Source organism: Kribbella sp. NPDC049584 (genome assembly GCF_040675555.1).
Lineage (GTDB): Bacteria > Actinomycetota > Actinomycetes > Propionibacteriales > Kribbellaceae > Kribbella.
Window position 1 is genome coordinate 288,131 of sequence record NZ_JBFAPF010000001.1, and the last position, 25,371, is coordinate 313,501.

Genomic DNA, 25,371 nt, shown 5'->3' on the forward strand with positions numbered 1-25,371 from the left:
GCCATCCGCACGCTCCGGGATCGTTGCCTCTGTCACCTAACTGCCACGTCTGCCAGGAGCAGAACGCGGCACGTCCTCCAGGGTGCGCCCCGGATCCCGTGCCTGGCAAGAGATTTAGTCCTGCGCTCAAGCGGATGCCGGCGGCCGGGTGTTCCCGCCCTGGCCACCGGGTACCGCAGGGGCGACCTGGGGAGCGAGTGAGGGGTGGCGTGGCGAGGGAACACAGCGAAGCAGTCCCAGGCGGCGAGGCCGGGAAGCCGAGGGAGATTCCGGCTCGCGGGTGGTGGCAGATCCTCCGGCGGGCGTGGGCCGAGGCGAAGGTCGACCAGGTGCCTTTGCTCGCCGCCGGAGTGGCGTTCTTCGCCTTCCTGTCGGTGTTCCCGGCGATCGTCGCCGCCGTCCTTGCGTATGGATTGATCGCCGACCCGGTGCAGATCCGGAACCAGGCCGAGAACCTGGCCGCGGCCATGCCGGCGTCCGGGCGGGATCTTCTGCTCCAACAGATCGACACGCTGACGTCCGCACCGGCCCGGAGCCTCGGCATCGGCGTCGCGATCGCGGTCGCGACGGCGTTGTGGAGTGCATCCGGCGGCGTCGGCTACCTCATCACCGCGGTCAATCTCGCGTACGACGAGGAGGACGGCCGTGGGTTCGTCCGCCGGAAGCTGCTCGCGCTCGGCCTGACCCTGGGCGCCATCGTCTTCGTGTTGCTCGCCGTCACCTTGTTCGCCGCCGGCGCCGCGATCGGAGACGACGTGGCGACGCCGATCAGATACGCCTTGGTGGCGGTTCGCTTCGTTCTCGCGCTGGCGCTGATCAGCGTCGCCTTGGCGGTCATCTATCGAGTGGCACCCGACCGTGACGCACCGAGGCTGCGCTGGGTGTCGGTCGGCGCGACGGTCGCGACCCTCATCTGGCTCATCGCATCGGTCGGCTTCTCGCTGTACGTCCAGACGTTCGGAAACTACGCGAAGACCTACGGCAGCCTGGCGGCAGTGGTTGTCCTGATGCTGTGGTTGTGGCTCACGGCGTACGCGATACTCCTCGGCGCGGAGATCAACGCGGAGTCCGAGCAGCAGACGATCCGCGACAGTACGACCGGCGAGCCGCAGCCGCTGGGACAGCGCGGTGCGGTGAAGGCCGACTCCGTCCCGGATTAGCGGGTGCAGAGGTTGAGGATCTTCTCGCCGTACTTGGCCAGCTTGGTGTGGCCGATGCCGGGGATTTGCCGCAGCGCCTGCGCGTCGCCCGGGCGGGTCTCGGCGATGGCCGTCAGCGTCGCGTCGGTCAGGATCACGAACGCCGGCATGCGCTCGGACTCGGCCTGCTCGGTGCGCCACTCGATCAAGGCGTCGTACAGCTTCTGGTCGATCTTGGACGGGCAGTCCTCGCAGCGGCCCAGCTTGCGGGCGCCGGGGTCGAGCAGGCCGCGGCCACAGACCCGGCACTTCGGAATCGGGCGGCTGGAGCGCGGGGTGCTCGACGGACGCTCCCAGCTGGTCGGCGACGACGGGGTCCACTCGGTCCGCGCCGTACGGACGCCGATCGGATCGAGGAAGCGGGTCGGACCCCGCGTCCCGCGGCCGCCCGGTGAGCGCGACGTCGACCAGCTGACGAACAGCTGCTGCTTCGCCCGCGTCACCCCTACATAGAACAGCCGCCGTTCCTCCTCTATCTGCGCCGGCGTCTGGGCGTAGCTGATCGGCAGCGTCCCCTCGTGGGCGCCGACGATGAAGACGCTCTCCCACTCCAGGCCCTTGGCCGCGTGCAGCGTCGCCAGCGTGACGCCCTCCGCCAGCGGCGCGTGCTGGATCGACGCCCGCCGGTCCAGCTCTGCCATCAGCTCGGCCAGCCCGGCGGACGGGTGCTCGGCCGCGAAGTCCGACGTCATCGTCACCAGCGCACTCAGCGACTCCCACCGGTCCCGGACCGCGCCCGTCCCGGTCGGCGGCTCCTGCGTCCACCCAGCTCCCGCTAGTACGCCGGTGACCGTGGTCACCAGGTCATCCGACAGGTCCCCCGCCTTCGCCTGCCCCCGCAGCAGGACGGCGGCCTGCCGGATCTCGGCCCGCTCGAAGAACCGCTCCGCACCCTTCAGCACGGTCGGGATCTTCCGCTCGGCCAGCGCCTGCTCGAAGTTCTCCGACTGCGCATTGGTCCGGAACAGTACGGCGATGTCGCGCAGCGCCACGCCCTCGTCCCGCAGCTTCAGGACCGCCCGTGCCACCGCGTCCGCCTCCGCGACCTCATCGGAGTACTCGCGGTAGACCGGAGCCGGACCGGCCTCCTTCTGCGATCGCAGCGTCACCCGGCCGGGCAGACCGGTCGGACCGGCCGCGTCGAGGATCTTGTTCGCCACGTCGACGATCTGCGGCGTCGACCGGTAGTCGCGGACCAGCTTGATCACCGTGGCGGACGGATGCCGGGACGCGAAGCGCACGAGGTTCTCCGGCTCGGCGCCGGCCCACGAATAGATCGTCTGCGCCGGATCACCGACCACGCACACGTCCTCACGACCGCCCAGCCACAGGTCGAGCAGGCTCTGCTGCAGCGGCGAGACGTCCTGGTACTCGTCCACGACGAACGTCCGGTACTGCCGCCGGATCTCCGCGGCCACCCGCTCGTCCTCGGCCAGCAGCGCGACCGCACACAGCAGCACGTCCTCCAGGTCGATCCGCCCGCGCTCCAGCTTGACGTCCTCGTACGCCGCGAAGATGCGCGCGATCGTCGGCGGGTCGAACGCAGCCAGCGTGCGGGACGACTTCGGCGCGAGGCGGGCGTAGTCGTCCGGCCGGACGTTGCTCACCTTGGCCCACTCGACCTCACCGGCCAGGTCGCGCAGCGCGGGTGTGTCCACCCGGACCCGGCAGCGGGACGCGGCCTCGGTCAGCAGCGGGAACTTCCGGTCCGCGATCGGCGGCAGCTCCCCGCCGTACACCTTGGGCCAGAAGAAGCGGGCCTGCCGGAGCGCGGCGGAGTGGAACGTGCGGGCCTGGACCCCCTGGACGCCGAGCTGCGCCAGCCGCCCACGCATCTCCCCTGCCGCCCGCTGGGTGAACGTCACCGCGAGCACGCGGACCGGGTCGAACGTCCCGGTCCGCACGCCGTACGCGATCCGGTGGGTGATCGCCCGGGTCTTGCCCGTCCCGGCGCCGGCCATCACCACGACCGGGCCGTGCAACGCGGACGCGACGGCCCGCTGCTCCGGGTCGAGCGCCTCCAGGAGACTCTCGGCAGAAGCAGATGGTGTGAGGTCGCTCACGGGCTGGGACATGCGGGAACAGCACCACCTACGGCGTGGTTCGAATACGTCGAAGGCAACCCTAGATGGCGCGCCCGACAGAAACCCCTCCCACTCCCTTAGGAGTCCGCCGATGTCGGCATTCACGATGTACTCCACGCCTTGGTGCGGCTACTGCCACCGCTTGAAGGGCCAGCTCAAACGAGCGGGCATCGAGTTCACCGAGGTCGACATCGAGCAGGTCCCGGACGCCGCCGAGCTGGTCGAGAAGATCAACAACGGCAACCAGACCGTCCCGACCGTGGTCTTCCCCGACGGCACCGCGATGACGAACCCGTCGCTGGCGCAGGTCACGGAGAAGCTCGCCGCCTGACCACCCCGGCTCAGGTCATATCGCCTGAGTTATGGACTTTACGGTCATGACCGTTATACCTTGCGATGAACTACGTCGCAGGGAGTCCGCCCATGTTCTCGCGCCGTCAATTCGGTCATGCCTTGACGACCTTGGTCGTCGCCGTCGGTCTGCTCACCGCGGGCGGACTGCAGGCCACAGCGGCACCACCGTTACCTGATCCGTTCCCTTCGGAGACCTGGCCGCTGGGGCCGCCGACGAGGCCGTTCGCGCCGGCGGACGACGTCATCAAGGACCTCGGCTCTCCGGTCAGTTCGCTCACCGTCATGGAGGGCGCGGTCGGCCGCACTCCCGACGGACGCGACGTCGTGTACGCCGTGCCTTCCGGTGAGAACGCCCGCCTCAACGTCGTTGACCTGCACACCCGCGAGCTGATCCGCGCCGTACCGCTGCCCGGAGCCGCCGGCGGCTGGGCGATCGTGGTGACGCCGAACGGGGACGTCTACCTCGGCACGTATCCCTACGCGCACCTCTACCGCTACAGCCCGGCCACGGGTGAGGTGACCGACCTGGGCCAGCCGATCCCGGGTGAGTCCCAGATCTACGGCCTCACCGCCGACGCGGAGGGCAACGTGTACGCCGGGACGTACCCGACGGCGCACGCGTTCAAGTACGACCCTTCGAACGGCCAGGTCACCGACTACGGCTCGCTCGACCCGGTGCAGCAGTACGCGCGGTCCACGGTCTACGACCCCGACCACCGCAAGCTGTTCGTCGGCGTCTCGACTCCGAATGCCCGCCTGGTTCGGATCGACGTCGACACCAAGGCGGTCGAGGACATCACTCCCCCGGGCACTACGGCCAAAGACTTCATCGACCTGGACTATGCCGGCGGCAGGGTGTTCGCGAATGCCAGCAACCGGCTGGTGGTGGTCGACGCGGTCACCGGTGAGCAGCTCAAGTACACCGACGCCACGACCGGCCAGCAGGTGATGGACTACCCGATCGCTGCCCGCGGTGTGTCCGCAGCCGGACCCGGTGGCGTCTACTTCACCAACAACACCCTGGCTCTCACGCACTACGACCTGGACACCAATACGGTCGGTCCGGTCTCGCCGCCGCGGACGCTGACGCGTGGCGCATCCATCGGCTACGGCTGGGTGACCGAAAACGGCGTACCGGTTCTCTATGGCCTGGCCGGCAACTACTCCGGTGGGACGTTCCGCTACAACCCGGCCGACGGGACGCTGGCGCAGTGGAGCTCACCGTTCCAGTACGTGCCGTCGCCGCTGATGCACGAGCTGGCCGACCCCGTCACGGGCAAGGTGTTCGTCAACGTCTATCTGAACGGCTCGACCGCCATCTACGACCCGGCGACCGGCAAGTCCACGGTCACCACCCGCCAGGGACAGGTCGAGGGCTGGGCCTGGGACGGCACCGGCAAGATGTACGTCGGCATCTATCCGTACGGCCGCTTGTCGCTCTGGGATCCGGCGCTGCCGGACAGCACGACCAACCCCAAGGAGCTGTTCAGCCTCGTCGACAGCGACCACCAGAACAGGCCGGTGTCGGTGGTCCCCGACGGTAGCCACGTGTACGTCGGAACCACGCCGGCGTACGGCGAGTACGGCGGCGCGCTGACCGTGTACGACGTGCCGACAGGCAGCCACACGGTCTACCGCAACCTGGTGACCGACCAGACGATCGCGTCCATCCTGCCCGCGGGTGCGAACGTGTGGGCCGGCTCCAGCATCGAGGGCGGTCAGGGCACCGACCCGAAGGCGACTGAGGCCCACCTGGTCAAGGTGGACCCGTCGACGGGCGCAGTGCTCGCTGACATCGTCCCGGTGCCGGGGGCGGCCAGCATCAACGAGCTGACCTACGGACCGGACGGCAACATCTGGGGTCTGGCCGACGGCATCGTCTTCGTCGTCAACCCGTCGACCGGTGAGGTACTGCGCCTGTTGCCGGTGTTCAGCGCAGTCACCGGCTCACAGGACGGCGCACTGTCCTGGCGGGACGGCTACCTGTACGGCGTGACCGGCGGCCGGCTGTTCGTCGTGGACAGCCTCAGCGGTCACACCACCGTCCTGCGCGACCACGGCCTCAACCGGCTCACGCAAACGCCGGACGGTACCTACTACACGCTGCTGCGGCCGGACGGCTTCACCAACCCGACCAACCTGGCGTCGTACACCCCACCGGTCGATTCGTGTCCGCAGTCCGACGTCAGGCCGACGGTGTGGACCGGGAACATCGACAGCCACGTGTCGAACCGCTTCCTGACCTACGGCTGCACGCTGACCGACACACTGCCGAGCGCGAAGGCGGACTGGCCGAGTCACGCGGCATACGTCCTCGCGGTCGACCGGAAGCTCCGCCAGCTCGAGCAGGCCGGCTCGGTCGAGCGCTGGGAAGGCGTCCTGATCCGGATCGCCGCTGCCCGGTCGAACGTGGGGCGGTGATCACCAGCTCCCGGTGAGGCTCTCGCCGTACCAGCCTTCGATCAGGCGGCGGGAGATCGAGATCGCACCCGGGAGGGCCATCGCGCCGGCTTCGACCAGCGCGCGGACGTCCTCCCGGGTGAACCACTTGGCCTCGGCGATCTCGTCCTCGTCCACCTCGATGTCAAAGCCCGTCGCCTTCGCGTAGAACCCGAGCATCAGGCTCGCGGGCAGCGGCCACGGCTGGCTGCCCGCGTACTCGATCTCTTCTCCGACGATCACACCGGTCTCTTCGAGAACCTCACGCCGTACGGCGGCCTCGAGCGACTCGCCCGGCTCGACGAAACCGGCCAGCGTGGAGTACCGACCGGCCGGCCAGGCCTCGTTGCGGCCGAGCAGAGCGCGGTCCTGGTCGTCGGTGACGAGAACGATGATGGCCGGGTCGCTGCGCGGGAAGTGGGACAGACCGCAGTTGGGACAGCGCCGGACGTGGCCCGCCTCCACCACCTCGGTGTGCTCGCCGCAGTTCGCGCAGTGGGTGTGGACGGCGTGCCAGTTGGACAGGCCGATCGCGTTGACCGCGATGCCCGCCTCGCGGTCGTTCAGCAGCGCGCCGAGCTCACGCAGGCCGCCGAACGACTCGTCTGCCTCGTCCTTCACCAGCACGCCGAAGACAGCGCGACCCTCCGCGGTCATGCCGGCGCCGGACTCCCTGTCGATACCCAGGAAGATCCGGAGGCCCTCGGGGGCCGCGGACGGTGGGACGAAGCGCAGTCCGGAGCGGTCCTCGTTGACCTGGATCTTGTCACCGGACACGACGACCACCTGGGTGTCATCGGCGGCCCACGCCTTCTCCAGCCAGTCGTCGTCACGGCGGCGGTCGGCGGCGCGGTCCAGGACCGAACGGGACAGTGCTAGCGAACCAGGGGTAATGGAGTAGGCCACGTGCCTCAACCTACCCCGGCACCGCGACGGCACTGTGACGGTGCATCGTGAGAGCATCCCCGCATGAGTATTCACATCGCCGCCGAGAAGGGGCAGATCGCACCGCGGGTGCTGTTCCCGGGGGATCCGCTGCGGGCCAAGTGGATCGCCGAGACCTATCTGGACGACGTGATCTGCTACACCGAGATCCGGAACATGTTCGGGTTCACCGGCACCTACAAGGGTGAGCGGATCTCCGTGCAGGGATCGGGCATGGGCCAGCCGTCCGCGTCCATCTACGCGAACGAGCTGTTCGCGGAGTACGACGTACAGACCCTGATCCGGGTCGGGACGTGCGGGGCGCTGACCGAGGCGGTCCGGGTCCGCGACGTGATCGTGGCGATGTCTGCCAGCACCGACTCGCAGATGAACCGGCTGCGCTTCCACGGCATCGACTACGCGCCGACGGCGGACTACCAGCTGCTCCGCGCGGCGGTGGACGCGGCCGAGGCGGCCGGGCTGAACGTGCATGTCGGCCAGGTGTTCTCCGGCGACCTGTTCTACAACGACCGGGCCGACCTGGTCTCCCGGACCGCGGAGTACGGCGTACTGGGCATCGAGATGGAGGCGTCGGCGCTCTACACGCTGGCGGCGAAGTTCGGTCGCCGGGCGCTCGGCATCATGACGGTGTCGGACCACCTCATCACCAAGGAGGAGACGACCGCCGAGGAGCGCCAGACGACGTTCTCGGAGATGATCACGATCGCCCTCGACGCGGCGATCGAGGTACCGGTCTGAACCCGCGGTACGGCGCCGCCGCACTGGCCTGCGCCGTGATGGCTCTCGGTACGGCGGCGTGCTCGGGCAGCAAGTCCGACGACACCAAGCCGAACACGGCGGCAAGCTCCAGCAGCTCCAGCAGCTCCACCGCGCCGGGCACCACCACCAGCAGCAGTGCGGCGTCGTCGGGTCCGGAGGAGAAGCTGCCGGATCTCACCGCCGCACAGGTCGTCACAGCCTTTGCCGGCAAGGGCTACCAGTGCACCACGGACGAGGCGTACGAGACCTGCGCGCAGGGCGTCACGTCGATCCAGGTGCTGATCGGCAAGCACCCACGCCCACCGGTGATCTCGCTACAGGCGACAGGCGTTGCTGCGGAGGCGGCGACGAAGCTGTCCGACTTCACGCCGCAGGCGCTGGAACTGGCCCACGTGAACCCACGCGGCCAGATCGCCGACTGGCTCAAGCAGCAGCAGAGCAAGGCGTCCGCAACAACCACCGTCGGCGACTGGACCGTCGAGTTCTCCACCGAGGTGGGCTCCGACCAGCCCGGAGCGATCCTCACGCTGACCGACAAGCTCTGCAAGGTCGACTGCGGAGCCGAGTAGTTACGGCGCGACGAGCTTGGGCAGGACCTGCAGGAGCCGATCCGTCAGCAGGTCCGGGGTCTTGTCCGGGTTCGCCGCGTAGCCGACCACGGCCTGCTCGAACAGTCCGTCGACCAGCGCGTACGCCGTGGGCGCGTCGACGGTCGGCGTGGACGCGGTGAGCTCGGCGTACCGCCCGAGGATGCGCCAGATCATCTCCTCGAGCAGCTTGTCGATCGCCTCGACGTCCGGACGCAGCTGCTCCTCGAACATGCTCTGCGCGCGCAGGTCGTACCAGAGCTTGTGCATCGGGGTCTCGTCGACCAGGGTCTGCGTCATCTTCGCCAGGAACCCCGTGACCAGCTCCTCCCCCGAGGTCGCGGTCTCGACGACCTCGTCGTACCGCCGGGCGCACTTGGTCTTGTAGTAGCGCACGCAGTAGCTGATCAGGTCGATCTTGTCGCGGAAGTAGTAGTGCACGACGCCGTGGGTGAACTCGGAGTTGTTCGCGATCTCCCGCAGGCTGGTCCGCGCATACCCGAGCTCGCCGAGGGTCTTCAGCGCGGACTCGGCCAGCGCCACCCGGCGCCGCTCGATCTTGTCGATCCCGGAGACCCGGGCGGGCCGCTCCTCCTCGGCCGCACTCGCCGACGTCACTGCCACCACCACCCCTCCTCATCGGGTCGTTGCGTCAGAGTACCCCGCCCCGGGCCAGGCGCGTCCCGGTGCGGGGAGATTTCTTGACAAGTGTCAAACAAAGTCTTGACGACTGTCAAAAGCCTGGCCAGAGTGTGAAACAGCCAGCCCGACCATGCAGCCAGAGCCAGCCACACTCAGTCACAGCCAGCCTGTCAGCAAAGGAGCTACAGATGGGTTCACTCGATCTCTCCGGCCGCAAGGCCCTCGTCACCGGCGGCGCCCAGGGGCTGGGTGAGGGCATGGCGAAGGCCCTCGCGGCAGCCGGCGCGAAAGTCGTGATCAGCGACCTGCAGAAGGATGCCGGCGAGAAGGTCGCCGACGCGCTGGACAGCGAGTACGGCGCGGGTAACGGCTTCGTCGCGCACGACATCACCGACGACGGCCAGTGGGAGAACGCGGTCGTCGCGGCCAACGACATCCTGGGCGGCCTCGACATCCTGGTGAACAACGCGGGGGTCGAGATCACCAGCCTGCTCACCGAGGTCACCGCCGACGACATCCGCAAGATGCTCGAGGTCAACGTCCTCGGCACCACGCTCGGCGTCAAGTGGGGTCTGCGGACGATGCGTCCCGAGGGCCTGGCCGGTCAGGGCGGCGCGATCATCAACATCGCGTCGGTCGCCGCGACCATCGCGTTCCCGGGGATCGCGGTCTACTCCGCGACCAAGTCCGCGGTCGACCGCCTCACCAAGGTCGCCGCGATGGAGTCCGGCAAGCTCGGGTACGGCGTCCGCGTGAACTGCCTGTACCCCGGTCTGGTCCCGACCGAGATGGGGATGGGCCTGGCCAACGACTGCGCACAGCTCGGACTGTTCGAGTCCCCCGAGGCCGCGGTCGGCGCTGTCATCGCGCTGACCCCGGCCGGCCGGCTCGGCGAAGTCTCCGACATGGCCGACGCGGTCGTCTTCCTGGCATCGGACGAGGCCCGGTTCATCACCGGCATCGGCCTGCCGGTCGACGGCGGAATGGGGATGTGATCGCATGAGCAGCAAGCCTGTCGTCGTCTACGGCGCCTCCGGCTACACCGGACGCCTGGTGTGCGAGTACCTCCGGCAGTACCACGTCCCGTTCGTCGCCGCCGGCCGTGACGAGGCCAAGCTGAAGGCCTCGATGGACGCGCATGTCCCCGGCATCGAGACAGCCGACTACGAGATCGCCACGGTCGACCACGACACCGCCTCGCTGACCGATCTGTTCAAGGGCGCATCCGTGGTCCTGAACACGGTCGGGCCCTTCAGCGAGCTCGGTCCGGCCGCTGTGGAGGCAGCGCTGGCGGCCGGTGCGCACTACACCGACACGACCGGCGAGCAGGACTGGTTGATGACCTGCGACGAGAAGTACGGTCAGCAGTTCGCCGATGCCGGTCTGGTACTGGCACCCGGCATCGCGCAGATGTACACGACCAGCGAGATCGCAGCGCAGCTCTGTCTCGAGCAGCCAGGGCTGGACACCCTGGACATCGCTGTGTTCTGGGGCGGCAGCCCGACGATCGCATCGACGCGCACGATCCTGGTGAACGCAGCGACGTCGAAGGCGCACTACCTGGAGAACAACCAGTACACCGAGTTCCCCACTCAGGGATTGGTGCAGCTGGTCGTTCCCGGACAGCACGAGCTCGCCCTGTCGCTGCCCTGGGGCGGTATGTCGCACCCGGTCTGGTTCAAGCGCGATCCACGTGTCGCCAACTGCAAGGCGCAGGGCGGTGTCTTCAACGCGGCGCTGATGAACGGCGTACCGCAGATCGTTGCCGCAGCGCTCGAGGCGACCAAGGACATGGCGCCGGACGAGCGCAACGAGGCCCTGACAGCGACCGCTCGCCAGGTGATGAACGAGATGCCGCCGCGGGAGAACCCACGGGTCAACAAGACTCTCGACTCGGTGCACGCCTCCGGACCGCTCGGTCGGGCGCACTGTGTCATCCACGGCAACAGCAACTACCAGCAGACCGGCCTGCTCCAGGCGTACGCGGCGTACTCGCTGATGCAGACGCCGCCGAAGCGGGTCGGTTTCGCGAGTGGCTGCCAGGCGTTCGGTCATCGCGAGCTGCTCGGCGTACTGCGGAGCTTCGGGCTGGTGTCCGAGCCGCAGCTGACCGTGCAGCATTAGAGGAGTTCCTGTGCGACTGGTCGACTACCTGGACAAGGGCGCCTCGCTGGGCCCGGATGCGGCCTGCCTCACCACGGACGGCGAGACGCTCTCGTACGCCGAGGTGCAGCAGCTGTCGTACCGGATCGCCGGCGCGCTGGAGGCGACCGGCGTACGGCCGGGTGGGAAGGTCGCGATCCTGTCGGCGAACGACCCGATCGCGTTCAGCTGCGTGTTCGGGATCAGCCGCGCCGGTGCGATCTGGTGCCCGATCAATCCGCGCAACGAGGCCGCGGAGAACCGCGAGCTGCTCGACCAGTTCGACTGCGAAGTACTCATCTACCAGTCGGCGTTCACGCCGCTGGTGGACCGCATCCGGGACTCACTGCCGAAGGTGCACACGTTCGTGTGCCTCGACGGGGAGCCCATTGACTCCGGCCCAGACCCCCACCCCAGCGGCCGGAGAATTGTCGGTTGGGACGCGTTCTGCGGGGGCGCGTCCCAACCGGCACCTGATCTGACCGATCCGGACGACCTCGCGATGATCGTCGGAACCGGCGGTACGACGGGCCGTCCGAAAGGAGTGATGCTCGGCAACGCCAACCTCGAGACGATGACCGCGCTGACCCTGATGGGGTACCCGTTCGGCGAGCGGCCGGTCTACCTCGCGCTCGCGCCGCTGACGCATGCGGCCGGGGTGCTGTGCTTCCCGGTGCTCGCGTCCGGCGGGGAGATCGTGATCATGCGTGTCCCCGACGTCCACGCCTTCCTGGAGCTGATACCGCGACACGGGGTGACGCACACGTTCTTGCCGCCGACGCTGATCTACATGGTGCTGGCGGCGCCGGAGCTGGACTCCACGGACCTGTCGTCGTTGCGGTGCTTCTGGTACGGCGCGGCGCCGATGTCGGTCGCCCGGCTCGAGGAGGCGCTGCAACGGATCGGTCCGGTGATGGCGCAGCTGTTCGGGCAGACCGAGGCGCCGATGATGATCTCGATCTTGCCGCCCGCCGCGCATTTCGATGCCGCAGGCAACATTGCGCGGAGCCGGCTGTCGTCGGCGGGGCGGCCGTCACCGTTGGTCACGGTGGCGATCATGAGCCCGGACGGCGGTCTCCTTCCCTCGGGCGAGCGAGGTGAGATCGTCGTCCGCGGCTCTCTGGTGATGCGGGGGTACTACCGCAATCCGGACGCGACCGCGGCGGCGTCGGCGTACGGCTGGCATCACACCGGTGACATCGGCTACCTGGACGGCGACGGCTACCTGTACATCGTCGACCGGGCGAAGGACATGATCATCACCGGCGGCTTCAACGTGTACTCCACCGAGGTCGAGCAGGCCCTGATGGCTCACACCGACGTCCAGGACTGCGCAGTGGTCGGCCAGCCCGACGAGAAGTGGGGCGAGCGGGTCGTTGCCGTCGTACAGCTCCAGCCGGGCAGTCTGGTCGGGCCGGAGGAGCTGATCGCGTTCGCGAAGGCACGGATCGGCAGCGTGAAGGCACCGAAGCAGGTGCTCGTCTGGCCCGACCTGCCCCGCTCCAAGGTCGGCAAGGTAGTCAAGCCGGAGATCAAGGCCCGCCTAGCTGTTCAGTAGTGGTGGCCGTTGAGTTCGACAGGTTTGTTCAGGGTGGCGGCTGCTTCGGTGAGGAAGTCGGGTGAGAAGTAGTACCAGCGGATCGAGCGCACCTTGCCGTTCTCGGTGGTGAGACGCATCAGGTCGTTCAGAGCGGCGTGGCCGTCGCGGACTATGTGGATTGCCAGGACGGACTCACCCCACAGGTCCACGACGTCGGCCGTGTAGCGGTAGGGCTTGGACGGGTCCAGAGTGTGTTCGATCGAGCCCCGGCGGATGTTGTCGGCACCGTACTCCGTGAGCACGCCGAGGATCTCACTGTCCGCGTCCTCCAGCAGCAGTGCGGTCAGCCGAGGTACGTCGTACGCCGTGAACGCGTCGGCGACCGCATCGAGCAGCCGGCGGTCCGGCGCCCCACGGTTCTTCAACGAGCGCTCCGGGTCGGCCAGACGCCCGCGTCCGCGGTGGAGTGCTGCTTTGACGGCTCCGACCGAGGTATGTAGTACGTCGGCGACCTCGGTGAGCGTGAAACCGAAGAGGTCCTTCAGCGCGAGCGCGGCCCGCTCCTGCGGCGGGAGAAGAGTCACGAGCTCAGCCCAGGCGTCACGGACCTCTGCGGGGTCGGCCGTGTCCGGTGCTGCCTGCTCTGGCGCGTCGACGAGCACGGGCGACTGGCGGCGGTAGCTGTCGACGTACGCGTTGGTGGCGACCCGAAACAACCAGGCGCGCGGATTCGCGATGGGGCTGTGCGCCTGCGCCGCCTGCGTAAACGCGCGCGCCAACGACTCCTGGACGAGGTCCTCGGCGTCGAACGCGTTGCCGGTCAACCGGCGGCAGTACTTGTACAGGTCGGAGCGCAGCGGCTCGAGGCGGTCGAGAAACTCCCGCCGCGCCTGCCTGGTCGCCTTCAGCTCCGGAAGGTCGAGTGCGTCGGTCATGGTCATACCAGTCTGGACGGACGAGGCGGTCCTCAGGATACGGACCCGGTTCTTCGTGAGGTCGAGTGTCTAGTAAGGTAAGCCTTAGCTAACAGGTCCGCCACCTCGAAAGCAGGGTCCGCCCATGACCAGAGCACTGCCCGAGCCGACGTACCGGCGCTTCGTCGCCGGCCTCGGCACCCTCAGCCTCCGGCCGTTCGACCTGACCGAGGACGTGACCACGCTGCACAGCTGGGTCACTCAGCCGTACGCGCGGTACTGGGGCCTCCTGAACGCGTCCGTCGCCGACGTGCACACGGAGTACCTCCGGATCTCGCGGAGCGCGCAGCACCATGCCTTTCTCGGCGAACACGACGGCCGGCCCGCGTTCCTGATGGAGCGCTACGAGCCGGCGTACGACGCGGTCGGCCAGGTGTACGACGTCGCGCCGGGTGACATCGGCATGCATGTGCTGGTCGGACCGGCGGTCACGCCGATCACCGGCTTCACCGCGGCGGTGTTCGAGACGATCATGGACAGCTTGTTCAGCGATCCGCTGGTCGACCGGGTCGTGGTCGAGCCCGACGTACGGAACGTGAAGATCCAGGCGCTGAACGAGCGGATGGGATTCCGCAAGCACAGCGTCGTGCAGCTCCCCGACAAGCAGGCGTGGTTGAGCTTCTGCACGCGCGACCAGTACGCCGACGCCCAGCGAATGAACGAGGCAGGCTGATGATCTCGCACTTGACCCCGGACGTCTGGGCTGTGGTCAACCGCGCCCTGGTGCGGAAGGCGCTGGCCGAGTTCGCGCACGAGCGCATCCTCACACCTGTTGCTGTCGACAACGGGTTCGCGGTCGACGGATATCGGTTCGCGGCTCGGTTGTATCCCTTGAATCATTGGGAGATCGATGCCTCGAGCATCGTCCGGGACGACGGCGGGCCGATCGACGCGCTCGAGTTCATCACCTCGTTCCATCAGCGGTTGGGGATCGGCGCGGAGATGCTGCCGGTGTACCTCGAGGAGATCAGCAGCACGCTGGCGTCGGCGGCGTACAAGCTGTCGAAGCCGGAGCTGACGGCGACGGACCTTGTCACCGCGGACTTCCAGGTGATCGAGTCCGCGATGACCGAGGGGCATCCGTGCTTCGTCGCGAACAACGGGCGGCTCGGGTTCGGGGTGAGCGACTATTTGGCCTATGCACCGGAGACCGGTGCGGCGGTGCAGCTGGTCTGGATCGCTGCCCGGCGGGACCGGACGACTGTTGCGCACAGCAACACACTGACTTATGAGCAGCTGCTCCGCGTCGAGTTGGGTGATGTGGTGCTGAAGCGGTTCGCGGCCGAGATTGTTGCTGTGGGCGCCGATCCTGCGGACTATGTCTACCTGCCGGTGCATCCGTGGCAGTGGGAGAACAAGACGTCGATCACGTTCGCGGCCGACATCGCGCAACGTCACATCATCTACGTTGGGTCGACCGATGACGTCTACCAGCCGCAGCAGTCGATCCGGACATTCTTCAACCGGTCGCAGCCGGCACGATGCTACGTGAAGACGGCGTTGTCGGTGCTCAACATGGGGTTCATGCGCGGGCTGTCGCCGTCGTACATGGCCGCGACACCGGCGATCAACGACTGGGTCCACTCGGTGGTCTCGAACGACCTTGTGCTGAAGCGCTACGGCTTCAGCGTGCTGCGCGAGATCGCAGCGGCCGGGTATCACAACCGGTACTACGAGAACGCGACAGACAAGACATCGCCGTACCGGAAGATGTTGTCGGCACTGTGGCGTGAGAGCCCGATCCCATCGCTGGAGCCCGGGGAGCGGCTCGCGACGATGGCGTCGTTGCTGCACGTCGATCGACACGGTGCGTCGTTGGCCGCCGCGCTCGTGCGGGCGTCGGGTCTCGCGCCGGCGGACTGGCTGCGGGCGTACGTCGACGCGTACCTGATCCCTTTGCTGCACAGCTTCTACGCGTACGAGCTGGTGTTCATGCCGCACGGCGAGAACCTGATCCTGGTACTGCGGGACGCGATCCCGATCCGCGTCATCATGAAGGACATCGCGGAGGAGATCGCCGTACTGAGCCCGTCGACGCCGATCCCGGCGGACGCGGAGCGGGTGCGCGCCGAGGTGCCCGACGACGAGAAGCTGCTATCGATCTTCACCGACGTCTTCGACTGCATCTTCCGGTTCCTTTCGCCGTTGCTGGATCGCGAGGGTCTGCTGACGCCTGACGAGTTCTGGTCGGTGGTCGCGGAGGCGGTGCGCGACTACCAGGCTGCGACACCCGAGGTGGCTGAGGCGTTCGCGAAGTACGACATCTTCACGCCGTCGTTCGCCCTGTCGTGTCTGAACCGGCTGCAGCTCCGCAACAACCAGCAGATGGTCGACCTCACCGACGTCGCCGGCTCCCTCCAGTTCGCCGGCACGCTGGAGAACCCACTCGCCTGTGGATAACGTCAACGGCTCTACGACGAAATCGGTCAAGCTGTCTGCGTGACCACCCTCAAAGCCACGCGGGACGGCCGAAGATACGAAGTAGTCAACGGCCGTCTCCTGATCACCGGCGCCCAGCCACCCGCACACCACGCGGCCGTCATCGCCTTGATGGTCGTCCTGAAACAAGCCTGCCCACCCGACCTGCTCGTCTCAGTCGGCTCACTGGCCTTCCGTCCCACTCCCCACACCACCCTCCGCCCCGACCTCCTGGTCTGCCCCCGCAACTACCACCCCACCGAACCGCCCGTCCTAGCCGTCGAGGTCCTCTCCCCCTCAACCCGCACCACCGACGTAGTCCTCAAACGTGCCCTTTACGAAACCCACCAAGTCCCGTCCTACTGGCTCCTCGACCCCGCCACCCAAGAACTGACCATCCTCACCCTCACCCCCACGGGCTACGCCTGCGACGCCGTAGTCCAAGCCGAAGAAGCCCACCAAGCCACCCAGCCCTTCCAAGTCACCCTCACCCCCGCAACCCTCACCGGATAAGGGCATACAGGGGCATCCCGGGGCAGATCACAGGGCAAGTCGGGGCAACCTGGGGCAGATTGCCGAAACGGCGCCATACACCCAGCGGGAGACACCATGCTGGTCGTGTGACCGAGAAGGAGGCACCATGGGGTACGTGGAAACTCTCGAGCCAGGGACGTTCACGTTGGCCGATCTCGACGCGCTTCCCGATGACGGGATGCGGTACGAATTGGTCGACGGGGTGCTGCTGGTGACACCTGCACCGTTGCCGATCCACCAGACCGCGGTGCTCGAACTGGCCGTCAGACTCAGGAGCGCCTGTCCCGATGATCTGAAGGTCTTCATTGCTCCGACGGACTTCCAGCCGACGCGGCAGCGATCGCTTCAGCCGGACGTACTGGTGTGCCGCCGAGCAGACGTCGGACCCAGGGCCGTCGAGAAGCCGCCGCTTCTGGCGGTTGAGGTCCTGTCCGCCGCAACCCGATCGAAGGACCTGGTATTCAAGAGGCGTCTGTACGAGGAGGCCGGGGTCACCTCCTACTGGATCTTCGACCCGGCCAGCGAAGAACTGACCGTTCTCGAGCTGGTCGATGGGACGTACCACCAGCGTGCCGTCGTCATCGGTAAGGACGTGTTCGAGGCCGAGTTTCCGTTTCCCGTCCGCATCCTGCCGGCTGAACTCCTGGACTAGCCCGCGCGCTTGATCTGCCTCGTATCAGTTGTAGTAGCGGCGGACGCTTGAGCCGATGCGGGTGACGTCGGTGCCGTAGATGTGGATGGAGATCGCCGTGGTGTCGGTCGTGTTGTTGACTCGGTGGATGTCGCCGGGGGGCGCGAAGCCGCTTACGTCGCCGACATGGTTGTCGCTCTGGCCGACGAGCCGGAGGTCCGCGTCGTACAGGTCCTCGTGTTCGACGCCCTGGATCACGCCGAAGGCGCACCAGGTCACGTGGTCGTGGATCCGGGTGAGCTGACCGGGCCGCCAGACCACCGCGATGATCGAGAACGAGCCGTCAGGCTCGACGTGCAGCGTGTGGCTCTCGTAGCGGTCCGGCGATCCGAGGCGCTGCTCGGCTGTGAGTACGTCGGGAGTCGGCAGGTGGCGGCGCAGTTGCTCGGCGACCAGCTGTGCGGTGCCGTGCCAATCGGCGTGCTGGTCGATCGCGGTACGAACGCTCGCGGCGAGGTCGGTCAGTTGGCTGGTGGAATTCGTTGTCGTCGTCATGTCTTGAGCCTGCGCCACCCAACCCATAGCGTCTAATGCCAAGTTTCGTTCTCACCCATAGACGGGTTTGATACATGCTCGATGTCACGAAGTTGCGCGTCATCGACGCGGTCGCGCGCCACGGATCGGTGACCGCCGCCGCACGCGAGCTGCACTATTCGCAGCCGTCGGTCACTCATCACCTGTCCCGCCTGGAGGCCGAGACCGGCGCGCAGTTGGTGCAGCGGGCCGGACGCGGCATCCGCCTGACCGAAGCCGGCCGGATGCTCGCGTCTCGGGCCGCGGAAATCATCGGTCGGATCGACGCCGCCGACGCCGAGCTCGCCGCGCACGTCGGCCTGCGCGTGGGTCGGGTTCGTCTGGCAGGATTCTCGTCGGCGATCGGATCGCTCGTACCGGCAGCCGTTGCGGCGCTGGCCGGCAAGCACCCGGGGCTCGAGGTGAGCCTGACGGACATGCATCCGCCCGAGGCACTCGAGCTCCTGCGAACCGGCGAGATCGACGTCGCGATCGTCTTCCGGTACGACGAGACCGAGCCGGAGCCGAGCGGCGTACGACTGCACCACCTGCTGGACGACCCGTTGTACCTGCTGTCGAACGACCGGCCGGTCACGCTCGCCGAGCTCCAAGACGCGACCTGGATCGCCGGGTGCGATCGTTGCCGCAGTCACCTGACTTCGTTGTGCGCGGTCGAGGGCTACGAACCGCGGATCGGCTACACGTCCGACGACATGGTGGTGATGCAGGCTCTTGTCAGGTCCGGTCTCGGGGTGACGACAATGCCCGGCCTCGCACTACGCAGCCACCAGATCGACGGCATCTTCGCAACCGAGATCCCGGACTCGCGCCGACACGTCTTCGCCGCGACGTACGGCGAACCACCCGACCCACCCGCGATCGCGGCCCTACTAACGGCGCTCGACGAGGCCGCCGCACTATGACCTCATCCGTTGAGGAGACGGACCAGCTCCGCCTTACCCGGAAGGTCCTCCGGGCGGATGATGTCGCCGGTGCGGACGTAGTAGAAGGCGGCGGTCACCTGGTTGAGTGGGATGTTCATCAGCTCTGACCAGGCGACCCGGTAGATGGCTAGTTGGAGTGGGTCAGCGGTCTCGGAGCGGGTGGTTTTCCAGTCGATGACGTCGTACCCGCGGGAGCCGTCTTCGCGGACTACCTGGTAGACGGCGTCGATCCGGCCGCGGATCACGCGGCCGTCGAGGGCCAGGGCGAACGGCGCCTCGATCTCGTACGGCGTGGTTTCGCCGAACGGGCCGTCGCGGAACGCGTCCATCAGGTCGGTGAGGTCGGTGTCGTCGACGATGTCCTCGTCCGCGGCGCCGGGGAGGTCGTCCGGGTCGAGCAGGAGTTGCTGGCCGAAGTAGCTCTCCACCCAGGCGTGGAAGCGGGTCCCGAAACGCGCCGCCCGGTTGGGTTTGCGGGGCATCGGACGGGCCAGCTCGGCGGCCAGACCATCCGGATCCTTCGCCAGTCGCATCACCTGCGTCGCGGACAGCGCGGCCGGCAGCGCGACGTCGTAGGCCTTGCGGCTCCGGCTTTCCCTTGCCTCGGACAACAATCGCTCGATCTCTGAGTCCCACCGCGCGACCGTCGCCTGCTCGTCGAGCAGCAACGACTCCTCGGCCTCGACCGAGGGACCCTCCGTCCGCGACAACTCCACGAGCGCCGCCGCGTCGAGCCGCCGCTGGTACGACTCCAGGTCGTACGCCGTCGGCCACGGCGCTTGCGTCTGCTCCGCGAGCTCGGGGTTCTCCGCGGTCAGCTCCGGCTGCTCGGCCCACTCGATCACGCGCTCACCGGCGTGCTTCTTCAGCATCGAGAGGTACGACGACGGGCCGCGCGGGCGCTTCTGCGTCGGACCCCACCAGTGCCCGGTCGCTACGAGCAACTCCTTCGCCCGCGTGAAGGCGACGTACCCGAGCCGCCGCTCCTCCAGCGCGTTCATGTCCTTGCACTCGTCCGCGAACGACTTCAGCCCCGCGTTCGACAGGTCGTGGATGTCCGGCAGCGTGTCCGCGTCACCGCGCAGCGGCCACGGCAGGACCTTCGCGTTCGTCGTCCACTTGTCCCGGCCGCGATCCGACGGGAACACCTTGGAGACCAGGGTGGGCACGAAGACGACTGGCCACTCCAGACCCTTCGACCGGTGCGTGGTCAGCAGCTTCACCGAGTCGGCCTCACTCGGTACGGCGAGATCGAGGCCGGCGGCGTACTCCTCCTCGGCGGCCAGGTAAGCCAGCAGCCCGTCGAGCGACCCGTCCGACTCGGTCGAGACAAAGTTGCCGACGGCATCCAAGAACGCGGCGAGGTGGTCGCGGCGGCCGGCGTCGACGTGGTCGGGTGTCGCGGTCAGCTCGACATCCAGGCCGATCGTGCTGATCACTCGCCGGACCAGATCGAGCAGCGGCTCACTGGCGTGGGCACGGAGTTCGCGGAGCTCGCTGGAGAGTTCCTTGAACCGGACCAATGCTTCCGGCGCGTACTCCGCCCGGCCCGGATCGTCGACCGCCTCGGCGAGCGAGATGACCTCGGTCGAGTCCATCCCGGCCACGGCAGCGTCCAGAGCGGCGACCAGATCGTCGGCGGCTGGTCGTTCGCCCGCGTCGGCCAGGGCGCGGGCGCGGTTCGCGAGCAGCGCGAGGTCGCGGTGGCCGATCCTGTACCGAGGGCCGGTGAGGATGCGGAGCATCGCGGCGTTCGCGGTGAGGTCGTTGACGGCTTGCAGCGTGGCGACGACGTCGACGACTTCCGGGAGCGCGAGCAATCCGCCGAGACCGACGACCTCGACCGGGACCTTGCGCGCGATCAACGCTTCGTGGACCGCGCTGAGGTCGACGTTCGTGCGCATCAGGATGCCGATGTCTTTCCAGCGGCGGTTCCGGGTGCGATGCGCGGCGACGATCGCGTCGGCCACCCACTCGATCTCCTGCGAGCGCGTCTCGAACAGCCCGACGGTGATCGCGCCCTCCGGAGCGTCCGCCGGCGCCTCGAGCGGGATGACGCCGGGATGCTGTTCGTACAGCTCGGCGGCGTGCTGGTTGGCTGCCGCGAGGATACGACTGCCGCAGCGGCGGTTGATGCTCAACACATACCGCTGGGCGGGCGTGCCGTCGGCCTGCGGGAAGTGCGCCGGGAACTCGTCGAGATTCGCGACCGACGCACCGCGCCATCCGTAGATCGCCTGACACGGGTCACCGACGGCCGTGACCGGGTGGCCTCGACCGTGAGCTGGATCCGGCCCGGCGAACAGAGCCGTCAACATCCGGCGCTGCGAGACCGAAGTGTCCTGATACTCGTCGAGCAGCACGACCTTGTATCGTGCCCGCTCGACGGCCGCGACCTCCGGACACTCCTCCGCCAGCCGCGCGCCCAACGCCATCTGATCGGCGAAGTCGACAACACCACGCTCAGCCTTGTAAGCCTGGTACTCCTCAACCAGCTGCAGGATCTCGCCGCGTTTCAACGCGGTCTCAGCGAGCTTGCGGACCTCCACGGTCTGCTTGCGCGCGGCGGCGACCTCGAGTCGGACAGCCTCGTCGTGGTCGCGGATGTCGTCCGCACGCAGCAGGTGATCCGCAAGCTCGCCATCCAGCGAGAGCAGACTGTTGACCAGAGTCGGCACGTGGTGCGACGCAAACCGGATCGGCCCCGCCGACCGCCGTACGACCCGACCGGCGAGCTGGAAACGCGTCGCATCCGCAAGCACCCGCGAGTCCGGCTCGAGGCCGAGTCGCAGCCCGTGCTCCGCGATCAACGTGCCGGCGAACGCGTGGTACGTCGAGACCACCGGCTCGCCCGGCTCTTCGGGCTCCCAGTTCGGGATATTGCTCCGCAGGTGCGCCGCCAGCAGCGGATGCTGGTCCTTCGGCAAGGTCGATCCGAGGACCCCGGCCTTCGTCAGGTCGTCACGAATCCGTACGTCGAGCTCGTTCGCGGCCTTCTTCGTGAACGTCAGACCGAGCACTTCCTCCGGCTTCACCTGACCCGTGCAGATCAGCCACACCACGCGCGCGGCCATGGCCGTCGTCTTACCGGACCCGGCACCGGCCACGATCACGCCCGGCGCGAGCGGTGCCGTGATCGCGGCCAGCTGCTGGTCGGAGAACGGGATCCCGAGGAGGTCACACAGGTCTGCGGTTGTCTGAAGGTGGGCGGCAGCCATCAGACGATCTCCCGGCCTTCTGGCTGGATCGGACAGAGGGCTCGGGCTTCGCAGCGGCTGCAGCCGTCGTTGCGTTGGGCGGTGAACTGCTCGCTGCGGATCATCGACTCGGCGTCGTCGACGGCTTCGTCGAGCCACGTGCGGCCGTGGTCATCGGCTTCCAACGGGCCCTGATGCTGCACCTTCGGGAAGCCGCCGTTGTCGTCGTGACGCAACTGGACCAGCTCGGCGCCACCGGCGACCGCATCCTCGCCGAGCTTCTTCACCTGGCGGGAGTTGATCGCGCGCTGGTAGATCGCGAGCTGCACATGCCGCGCCAACGCCGGCTTGGTCGGGATCGAACGGCCGGTCTTCAGGTCGACCACGCGCACTGTCCCTTCGGCATCCTTCTCGACCCGGTCCATCCGGCCCTTCACCCGAACGGCGGGCTTGTCCTCGTCAGGCAGCAGGACGTCGAAGTCCACCTCGGTCCCCACCAGCGTCCGGTCCGGCCGCCCCTGGTGCCACGCGACGAACCGTCGCAACGCCTGCTCCGCCTCGGCGCGCTCCCGGTCCGAGATCCACGCGGACTCGAAGTCGAGCTGCGTCCACACTTTGTCGAGCCAGCCGTTGAGCTCGTCGATCGACGGCGGCAACGTCCCGGTCGCCACGGCATCGGCCAACGTATGCAGCACCATGCCGAAGCCGATCGCCGACGTACTCGGTGTCTCTCCACCGGCCCGTCGGGTCAGGAACCATCGCAGCGGACAGTCCACGATCGTCGTCAACGCACTCCCCGACAACGGCACCGGGAGCGATGGATCCGCGATCGGGCGCTCCGACCGGGTCCGCTCACGCACACCCCACCACCGTGAGGGATCGGCGGTCGGCACCAGCTGATACTCACGGTCGTCAACGGCATCGGCCAACTGGGCCAGTCGATCGGCCGCCACCCGCTTCAACGCAGGTGACGACGACGGATCCGCGAGTACGCACCTCAGATCGGCGACCAGCCCCGGCAACGACAACGGGCGCCGCGGCCGTCCCGCGACTAGTTTCAAAGGAATGTCCAGCTCGGCAAGGAATCGGGACGGCTGGTCGCCGTCGGCCTCTGGCGCCTGCACTGCCGTCACGATCAGCCGCTCACGGGCCCGGGTGATCGCGACGTAGAACAACCGTCTCTCCTCGGCCAGCAACGCGCCGGCCGACAACGGATCGATCAGCCCGTCGGGGCCCAACCGGTCCGGCTCGAGCAACGACCCGCGCCGCCGCAGGTCAGGCCACTGCCCCTCCTGCACGGAGGCGACCACGACGAGCCGCCACTGCAAACCCTTCGACCGGTGCGCGGTCATCAGCTGCACACCGGCCTCTCGATAGGTCCCGTCGAACCGGTTGTCCGCCGCGATGTCCAGCGACTCCAGCTCCGACAGGAACGCCGAAACCCCTTTGAACCCGACCTGTTCCTCAGCCCGGCTGGCCGCATCGAACAACGCGCACAACGAATCCAGATCACGGTTCGCCGTCCGCGCCTGCTCGCCGCCGGAATGCGCCTGGCCGCGCAGCCGCCGCAACCAGGGCGACTCGGACCACAGCGACCACATCACCTCGTCCGGCGCGGCGCCCGCGGTCACAATGTTCCTTGCCTTGAGCAACCGCTCGCCCAGCGCCGCGAACCGCGCCTCGGCCGGTGACGCCTCCTCGTCGAGCAACAGCGGGTTCATCAATGCTTCCCGCAACAGCTCGTCCGACGAGCGGGGCAACCGCTGACCGCCCGCAGCATCCCGGTCGCGGCGGCGCAGCACCCGGGCGAGCCGCCGCAACTGCCCAGCGTCCATCGCCCCCAACGGCGACAACGCGAGGGTGCGCACGACGTCGACGGTCAGCGTCTCGGGATCAGCCACCGCCCGCAAAGCCAGCAGCATCGGCCGCACGGCGGGCTCACGCGACAGCGGCAACTCGTCGCCCGCGACATCCACCGGGATCCCGGCCGCGGCGAGCGCACGCCGCAGCGGCGGGATCGAACGGCTGCCGGACCGGACCAGCACAGCCATCTCGTGCCACCCGACGCCGTCCTGCACATGCGCCCGACGCAGCAGATCCGCAATGTGTTCGAGCTCGGCGCCACTCGTCGAGTACAGGTTCGCCTCGACCTTCCCCGGACCGAAAACGCACGACGACGCATCCGGGTTGCGGAACCGCTCGAACGTCTCCCGGTCGAGCGATCCCGGCACGCCGAGCCGGTTGACGACGTTGCGCGATACCCGCTGCAGCGTCGTACCGAAGCGCCGCGTCGTACCCAAAGCGATCTGGGCGGCCTCGGCGCCGTCTCTGGTCCGGAACTCGTCGGCGAAGCGCAGCAGACCACGGACGTCGGCACCGCGGAAGGTGTAGATCGACTGGTCCGGATCGCCCACGACGACAAGGTCCCGGCCGTCCCCCGCGATCGCCTGCAACAGCTCGGTCTGACCCGGATCGGTGTCCTGATACTCGTCCACGAACACCGCTTTGAACTCTGCCCGCAACTTCGCCTGCACCGACGGCTGCTGGGCCAGGATCACCGCGCGGTGAATGAGCTCGGAGTAGTCCAGCACCTGCTCGGCATCGAGAACCTGCAGGTACTCCTCGAAGAAGTCGCCGACCGCGACCCACTCGGCCCGCTCCGCCGACCGGCCGATCGCGGACAGGTCCTCCGGGTCGAGCCCGAGCTGCCGCGCCTTGCCGATCACCGCCTGCACCTCGTCGGTGAACCCGCGCGTCTTCAGCGCCGGATGCAGACTGCCCGGCCAGTGCACCGCACCGACCTCACGGCTGCCCGACAACGCCTCGGTCAGCCGCAACGACTGCTCCGGCCCGGACGGCAACCGCAGCGGTACGTCGAACGCGTCGGCCGGGGTGAACCGTCGAAGCAGCGCATAGCAGAAGGAATGGAAGGTCATCGACGGCATCACCCGGGTCGTCCGCCCGAGCCGGCCGGTGATGCGATCGCGGAGCTCGGTCGCCGCCTTCCGCCCGAACGTCAGCACGAGCACCTCGTCCGGACTCAGCCCGCGATTGCGCACCCGGTCGACGACGGCCTCGACCAACGTCGTCGTCTTCCCGGTCCCCGGACCGGCGAGGACCAGCAACGGGCCGCCGGGATGATTCACGACCGCCTGCTGATCAGCGTCCAGGACAGGCGCCGCCGCGCTTCGTCCTTCGGCCCGGACCAATCGATACCGGGACCCCTGTCTGCTGACCATCGCCCCATCTCAACAGACCCCACCGACAATCTGCGACGAGCCACCCCGAGCCCCGGCACGATAGCCGGAAACCGGACAACGAGAACCACAGCAACGTAGCCGGCCCATAACTTTCCGCACCCGCCGCGCATCGAGTACCTCGGAAGCAACACCAACCATGAGGAGCACCG

At 68.0% G+C, this 25,371-nt stretch carries 20 protein-coding genes; 13 read left to right on the forward strand and 7 right to left on the reverse strand.

From position 1 onward, the window contains the following. Positions 1 to 209: 209 nt before the first annotated feature. Complete coding sequence (locus tag AB0J62_RS01385; protein WP_363862842.1) at positions 210 to 1,160, forward strand: YihY/virulence factor BrkB family protein; 951 nt, start codon at positions 210 to 212, stop codon at positions 1,158 to 1,160. On the opposite strand, the gene AB0J62_RS01390 is transcribed toward AB0J62_RS01385, so the two are convergent. After that, entirely contained in the window at positions 1,157 to 3,274 is a 2,118-nt protein-coding gene (locus AB0J62_RS01390) for an ATP-dependent DNA helicase UvrD2 (protein WP_363862845.1), read from the reverse strand. The two genes, AB0J62_RS01385 and AB0J62_RS01390, sit on opposite strands and share 4 nt — an antisense overlap. Positions 3,275 to 3,374: 100 nt before the next feature. Between AB0J62_RS01390 and AB0J62_RS01395 the strand changes: the two genes are divergently transcribed. After that, on the forward strand, positions 3,375 to 3,614 hold the full coding sequence (locus AB0J62_RS01395) for a mycoredoxin (protein ID WP_363862848.1): 240 nt from the start codon (positions 3,375 to 3,377) through the stop codon (positions 3,612 to 3,614). A 122-nt stretch (positions 3,615 to 3,736) separates the two neighbouring features. Further along, positions 3,737 to 6,058 carry a hypothetical protein gene (locus tag AB0J62_RS01400; RefSeq protein ID WP_363862851.1) on the forward strand — a complete coding sequence of 774 codons (2,322 nt, stop codon included), beginning with the start codon at positions 3,737 to 3,739 and terminating at the stop codon, positions 6,056 to 6,058. Here the strand turns inward: AB0J62_RS01400 and nudC are convergent, their stop codons facing one another. Continuing rightward, positions 6,059 to 6,982, reverse strand: coding sequence for an NAD(+) diphosphatase (gene nudC, locus AB0J62_RS01405; RefSeq protein WP_363862855.1), 924 nt, complete (start codon positions 6,980 to 6,982; stop codon positions 6,059 to 6,061). Between the two features lie 63 nt (positions 6,983 to 7,045). Here nudC and deoD point away from each other — a divergent pair, with 63 nt between their 5' ends. Together deoD and AB0J62_RS01415 are read left to right on the forward strand one after the other, a co-directional pair. After that, positions 7,046 to 7,759 carry a purine-nucleoside phosphorylase gene (gene deoD, locus AB0J62_RS01410; protein ID WP_130439886.1) on the forward strand — a complete coding sequence of 238 codons (714 nt, stop codon included), beginning with the start codon at positions 7,046 to 7,048 and terminating at the stop codon, positions 7,757 to 7,759. Positions 7,760 to 7,797: 38 nt separating this feature from the next. Continuing rightward, on the forward strand, positions 7,798 to 8,349 hold the full coding sequence (locus AB0J62_RS01415; protein WP_363862859.1) for a hypothetical protein: 552 nt from the start codon (positions 7,798 to 7,800) through the stop codon (positions 8,347 to 8,349). On the opposite strand, the gene AB0J62_RS01420 is transcribed toward AB0J62_RS01415, so the two are convergent. Next, the gene (locus AB0J62_RS01420) at positions 8,350 to 8,991 is read right to left on the reverse strand and encodes a TetR/AcrR family transcriptional regulator (protein WP_363862862.1); all 642 of its coding nucleotides are present in this window, start codon (positions 8,989 to 8,991) and stop codon (positions 8,350 to 8,352) included. Between the two features lie 206 nt (positions 8,992 to 9,197). On the opposite strand from AB0J62_RS01420, the gene AB0J62_RS01425 reads away from it, so the two are divergent. Genes AB0J62_RS01425 through AB0J62_RS01435 form a run of 3 tightly spaced genes read left to right on the forward strand, consistent with a single transcriptional unit; the run spans position 9,198 to position 12,709 of the window. Next, positions 9,198 to 10,004: an SDR family oxidoreductase gene (locus tag AB0J62_RS01425; RefSeq protein WP_363862865.1), complete on the forward strand. Its 807-nt coding sequence runs from the start codon at positions 9,198 to 9,200 to the stop codon at positions 10,002 to 10,004. Positions 10,005 to 10,008: 4 nt separating this feature from the next. Continuing rightward, a complete protein-coding gene (locus AB0J62_RS01430; RefSeq protein WP_363862868.1) occupies positions 10,009 to 11,133 on the forward strand; it encodes a DUF5938 domain-containing protein in 1,125 nt (374 codons plus the stop codon). A 10-nt stretch (positions 11,134 to 11,143) separates the two neighbouring features. Then, on the forward strand, positions 11,144 to 12,709 hold the full coding sequence (locus AB0J62_RS01435) for a long-chain fatty acid--CoA ligase (RefSeq protein WP_363862871.1): 1,566 nt from the start codon (positions 11,144 to 11,146) through the stop codon (positions 12,707 to 12,709). On the opposite strand, the gene AB0J62_RS01440 is transcribed toward AB0J62_RS01435, so the two are convergent. After that, on the reverse strand, positions 12,703 to 13,626 hold the full coding sequence (locus tag AB0J62_RS01440) for a sigma-70 family RNA polymerase sigma factor (protein ID WP_363862874.1): 924 nt from the start codon (positions 13,624 to 13,626) through the stop codon (positions 12,703 to 12,705). The two genes, AB0J62_RS01435 and AB0J62_RS01440, sit on opposite strands and share 7 nt — an antisense overlap. Before the next feature lie 124 nt (positions 13,627 to 13,750). Between AB0J62_RS01440 and AB0J62_RS01445 the strand changes: the two genes are divergently transcribed. The 4 genes from AB0J62_RS01445 to AB0J62_RS01460 all read left to right on the forward strand — a co-directional run bounded on the left by AB0J62_RS01445 (position 13,751) and on the right by AB0J62_RS01460 (position 17,269). After that, positions 13,751 to 14,338, forward strand: coding sequence for a GNAT family N-acetyltransferase (locus AB0J62_RS01445; protein ID WP_363862877.1), 588 nt, complete (start codon positions 13,751 to 13,753; stop codon positions 14,336 to 14,338). After that, positions 14,338 to 16,065, forward strand: a complete 1,728-nt coding sequence (locus AB0J62_RS01450) for an IucA/IucC family siderophore biosynthesis protein (protein WP_363862880.1) — start codon at positions 14,338 to 14,340, stop codon at positions 16,063 to 16,065. The genes AB0J62_RS01445 and AB0J62_RS01450 overlap by 1 nt, the downstream gene beginning before the upstream one ends. A gap of 39 nt (positions 16,066 to 16,104) precedes the next feature. Next, the gene (locus AB0J62_RS01455; protein ID WP_363862883.1) at positions 16,105 to 16,596 is read left to right on the forward strand and encodes a Uma2 family endonuclease; all 492 of its coding nucleotides are present in this window, start codon (positions 16,105 to 16,107) and stop codon (positions 16,594 to 16,596) included. 127 nt (positions 16,597 to 16,723) lie between these two features. Further along, positions 16,724 to 17,269: a Uma2 family endonuclease gene (locus tag AB0J62_RS01460; RefSeq protein WP_363862886.1), complete on the forward strand. Its 546-nt coding sequence runs from the start codon at positions 16,724 to 16,726 to the stop codon at positions 17,267 to 17,269. Between the two features lie 24 nt (positions 17,270 to 17,293). On the opposite strand, the gene AB0J62_RS01465 is transcribed toward AB0J62_RS01460, so the two are convergent. Next, positions 17,294 to 17,803: a cysteine dioxygenase family protein gene (locus AB0J62_RS01465; RefSeq protein WP_363862889.1), complete on the reverse strand. Its 510-nt coding sequence runs from the start codon at positions 17,801 to 17,803 to the stop codon at positions 17,294 to 17,296. 74 nt (positions 17,804 to 17,877) lie between these two features. On the opposite strand from AB0J62_RS01465, the gene AB0J62_RS01470 reads away from it, so the two are divergent. Then, entirely contained in the window at positions 17,878 to 18,744 is an 867-nt protein-coding gene (locus tag AB0J62_RS01470) for a LysR family transcriptional regulator (RefSeq protein ID WP_363862892.1), read from the forward strand. 2 nt (positions 18,745 to 18,746) lie between these two features. Here the strand turns inward: AB0J62_RS01470 and AB0J62_RS01475 are convergent, their stop codons facing one another. Continuing rightward, positions 18,747 to 21,983: an ATP-dependent DNA helicase gene (locus AB0J62_RS01475; RefSeq protein WP_363862895.1), complete on the reverse strand. Its 3,237-nt coding sequence runs from the start codon at positions 21,981 to 21,983 to the stop codon at positions 18,747 to 18,749. Next, entirely contained in the window at positions 21,983 to 25,201 is a 3,219-nt protein-coding gene (locus AB0J62_RS01480) for an ATP-dependent DNA helicase (RefSeq protein ID WP_363862898.1), read from the reverse strand. Before AB0J62_RS01480 ends, AB0J62_RS01475 begins: the two co-directional genes overlap by 1 nt. Positions 25,202 to 25,371: the final 170 nt, after the last annotated feature.

Coding starts and splice junctions, on each gene's coding strand:
- AB0J62_RS01425 (WP_363862865.1), top strand. CDS start 9,198: ATGGGTTCACTCGATCTCTCCGGCCGCAAGGCCCTCGTCACCGGCGGC.
- AB0J62_RS01440 (WP_363862874.1), bottom strand. CDS start 13,626: ATGACCGACGCACTCGACCTTCCGGAGCTGAAGGCGACCAGGCAGGCG.
- AB0J62_RS01475 (WP_363862895.1), bottom strand. CDS start 21,983: ATGGCTGCCGCCCACCTTCAGACAACCGCAGACCTGTGTGACCTCCTC.
- AB0J62_RS01470 (WP_363862892.1), top strand. CDS start 17,878: ATGCTCGATGTCACGAAGTTGCGCGTCATCGACGCGGTCGCGCGCCAC.
- AB0J62_RS01390 (WP_363862845.1), bottom strand. CDS start 3,274: ATGTCCCAGCCCGTGAGCGACCTCACACCATCTGCTTCTGCCGAGAGT.
- AB0J62_RS01450 (WP_363862880.1), top strand. CDS start 14,338: ATGATCTCGCACTTGACCCCGGACGTCTGGGCTGTGGTCAACCGCGCC.
- AB0J62_RS01460 (WP_363862886.1), top strand. CDS start 16,724: ATGGGGTACGTGGAAACTCTCGAGCCAGGGACGTTCACGTTGGCCGAT.
- deoD (WP_130439886.1), top strand. CDS start 7,046: ATGAGTATTCACATCGCCGCCGAGAAGGGGCAGATCGCACCGCGGGTG.
- AB0J62_RS01445 (WP_363862877.1), top strand. CDS start 13,751: ATGACCAGAGCACTGCCCGAGCCGACGTACCGGCGCTTCGTCGCCGGC.
- AB0J62_RS01395 (WP_363862848.1), top strand. CDS start 3,375: ATGTCGGCATTCACGATGTACTCCACGCCTTGGTGCGGCTACTGCCAC.
- AB0J62_RS01465 (WP_363862889.1), bottom strand. CDS start 17,803: ATGACGACGACAACGAATTCCACCAGCCAACTGACCGACCTCGCCGCG.
- AB0J62_RS01480 (WP_363862898.1), bottom strand. CDS start 25,201: ATGGTCAGCAGACAGGGGTCCCGGTATCGATTGGTCCGGGCCGAAGGA.
- AB0J62_RS01415 (WP_363862859.1), top strand. CDS start 7,798: ATGGCTCTCGGTACGGCGGCGTGCTCGGGCAGCAAGTCCGACGACACC.
- AB0J62_RS01430 (WP_363862868.1), top strand. CDS start 10,009: ATGAGCAGCAAGCCTGTCGTCGTCTACGGCGCCTCCGGCTACACCGGA.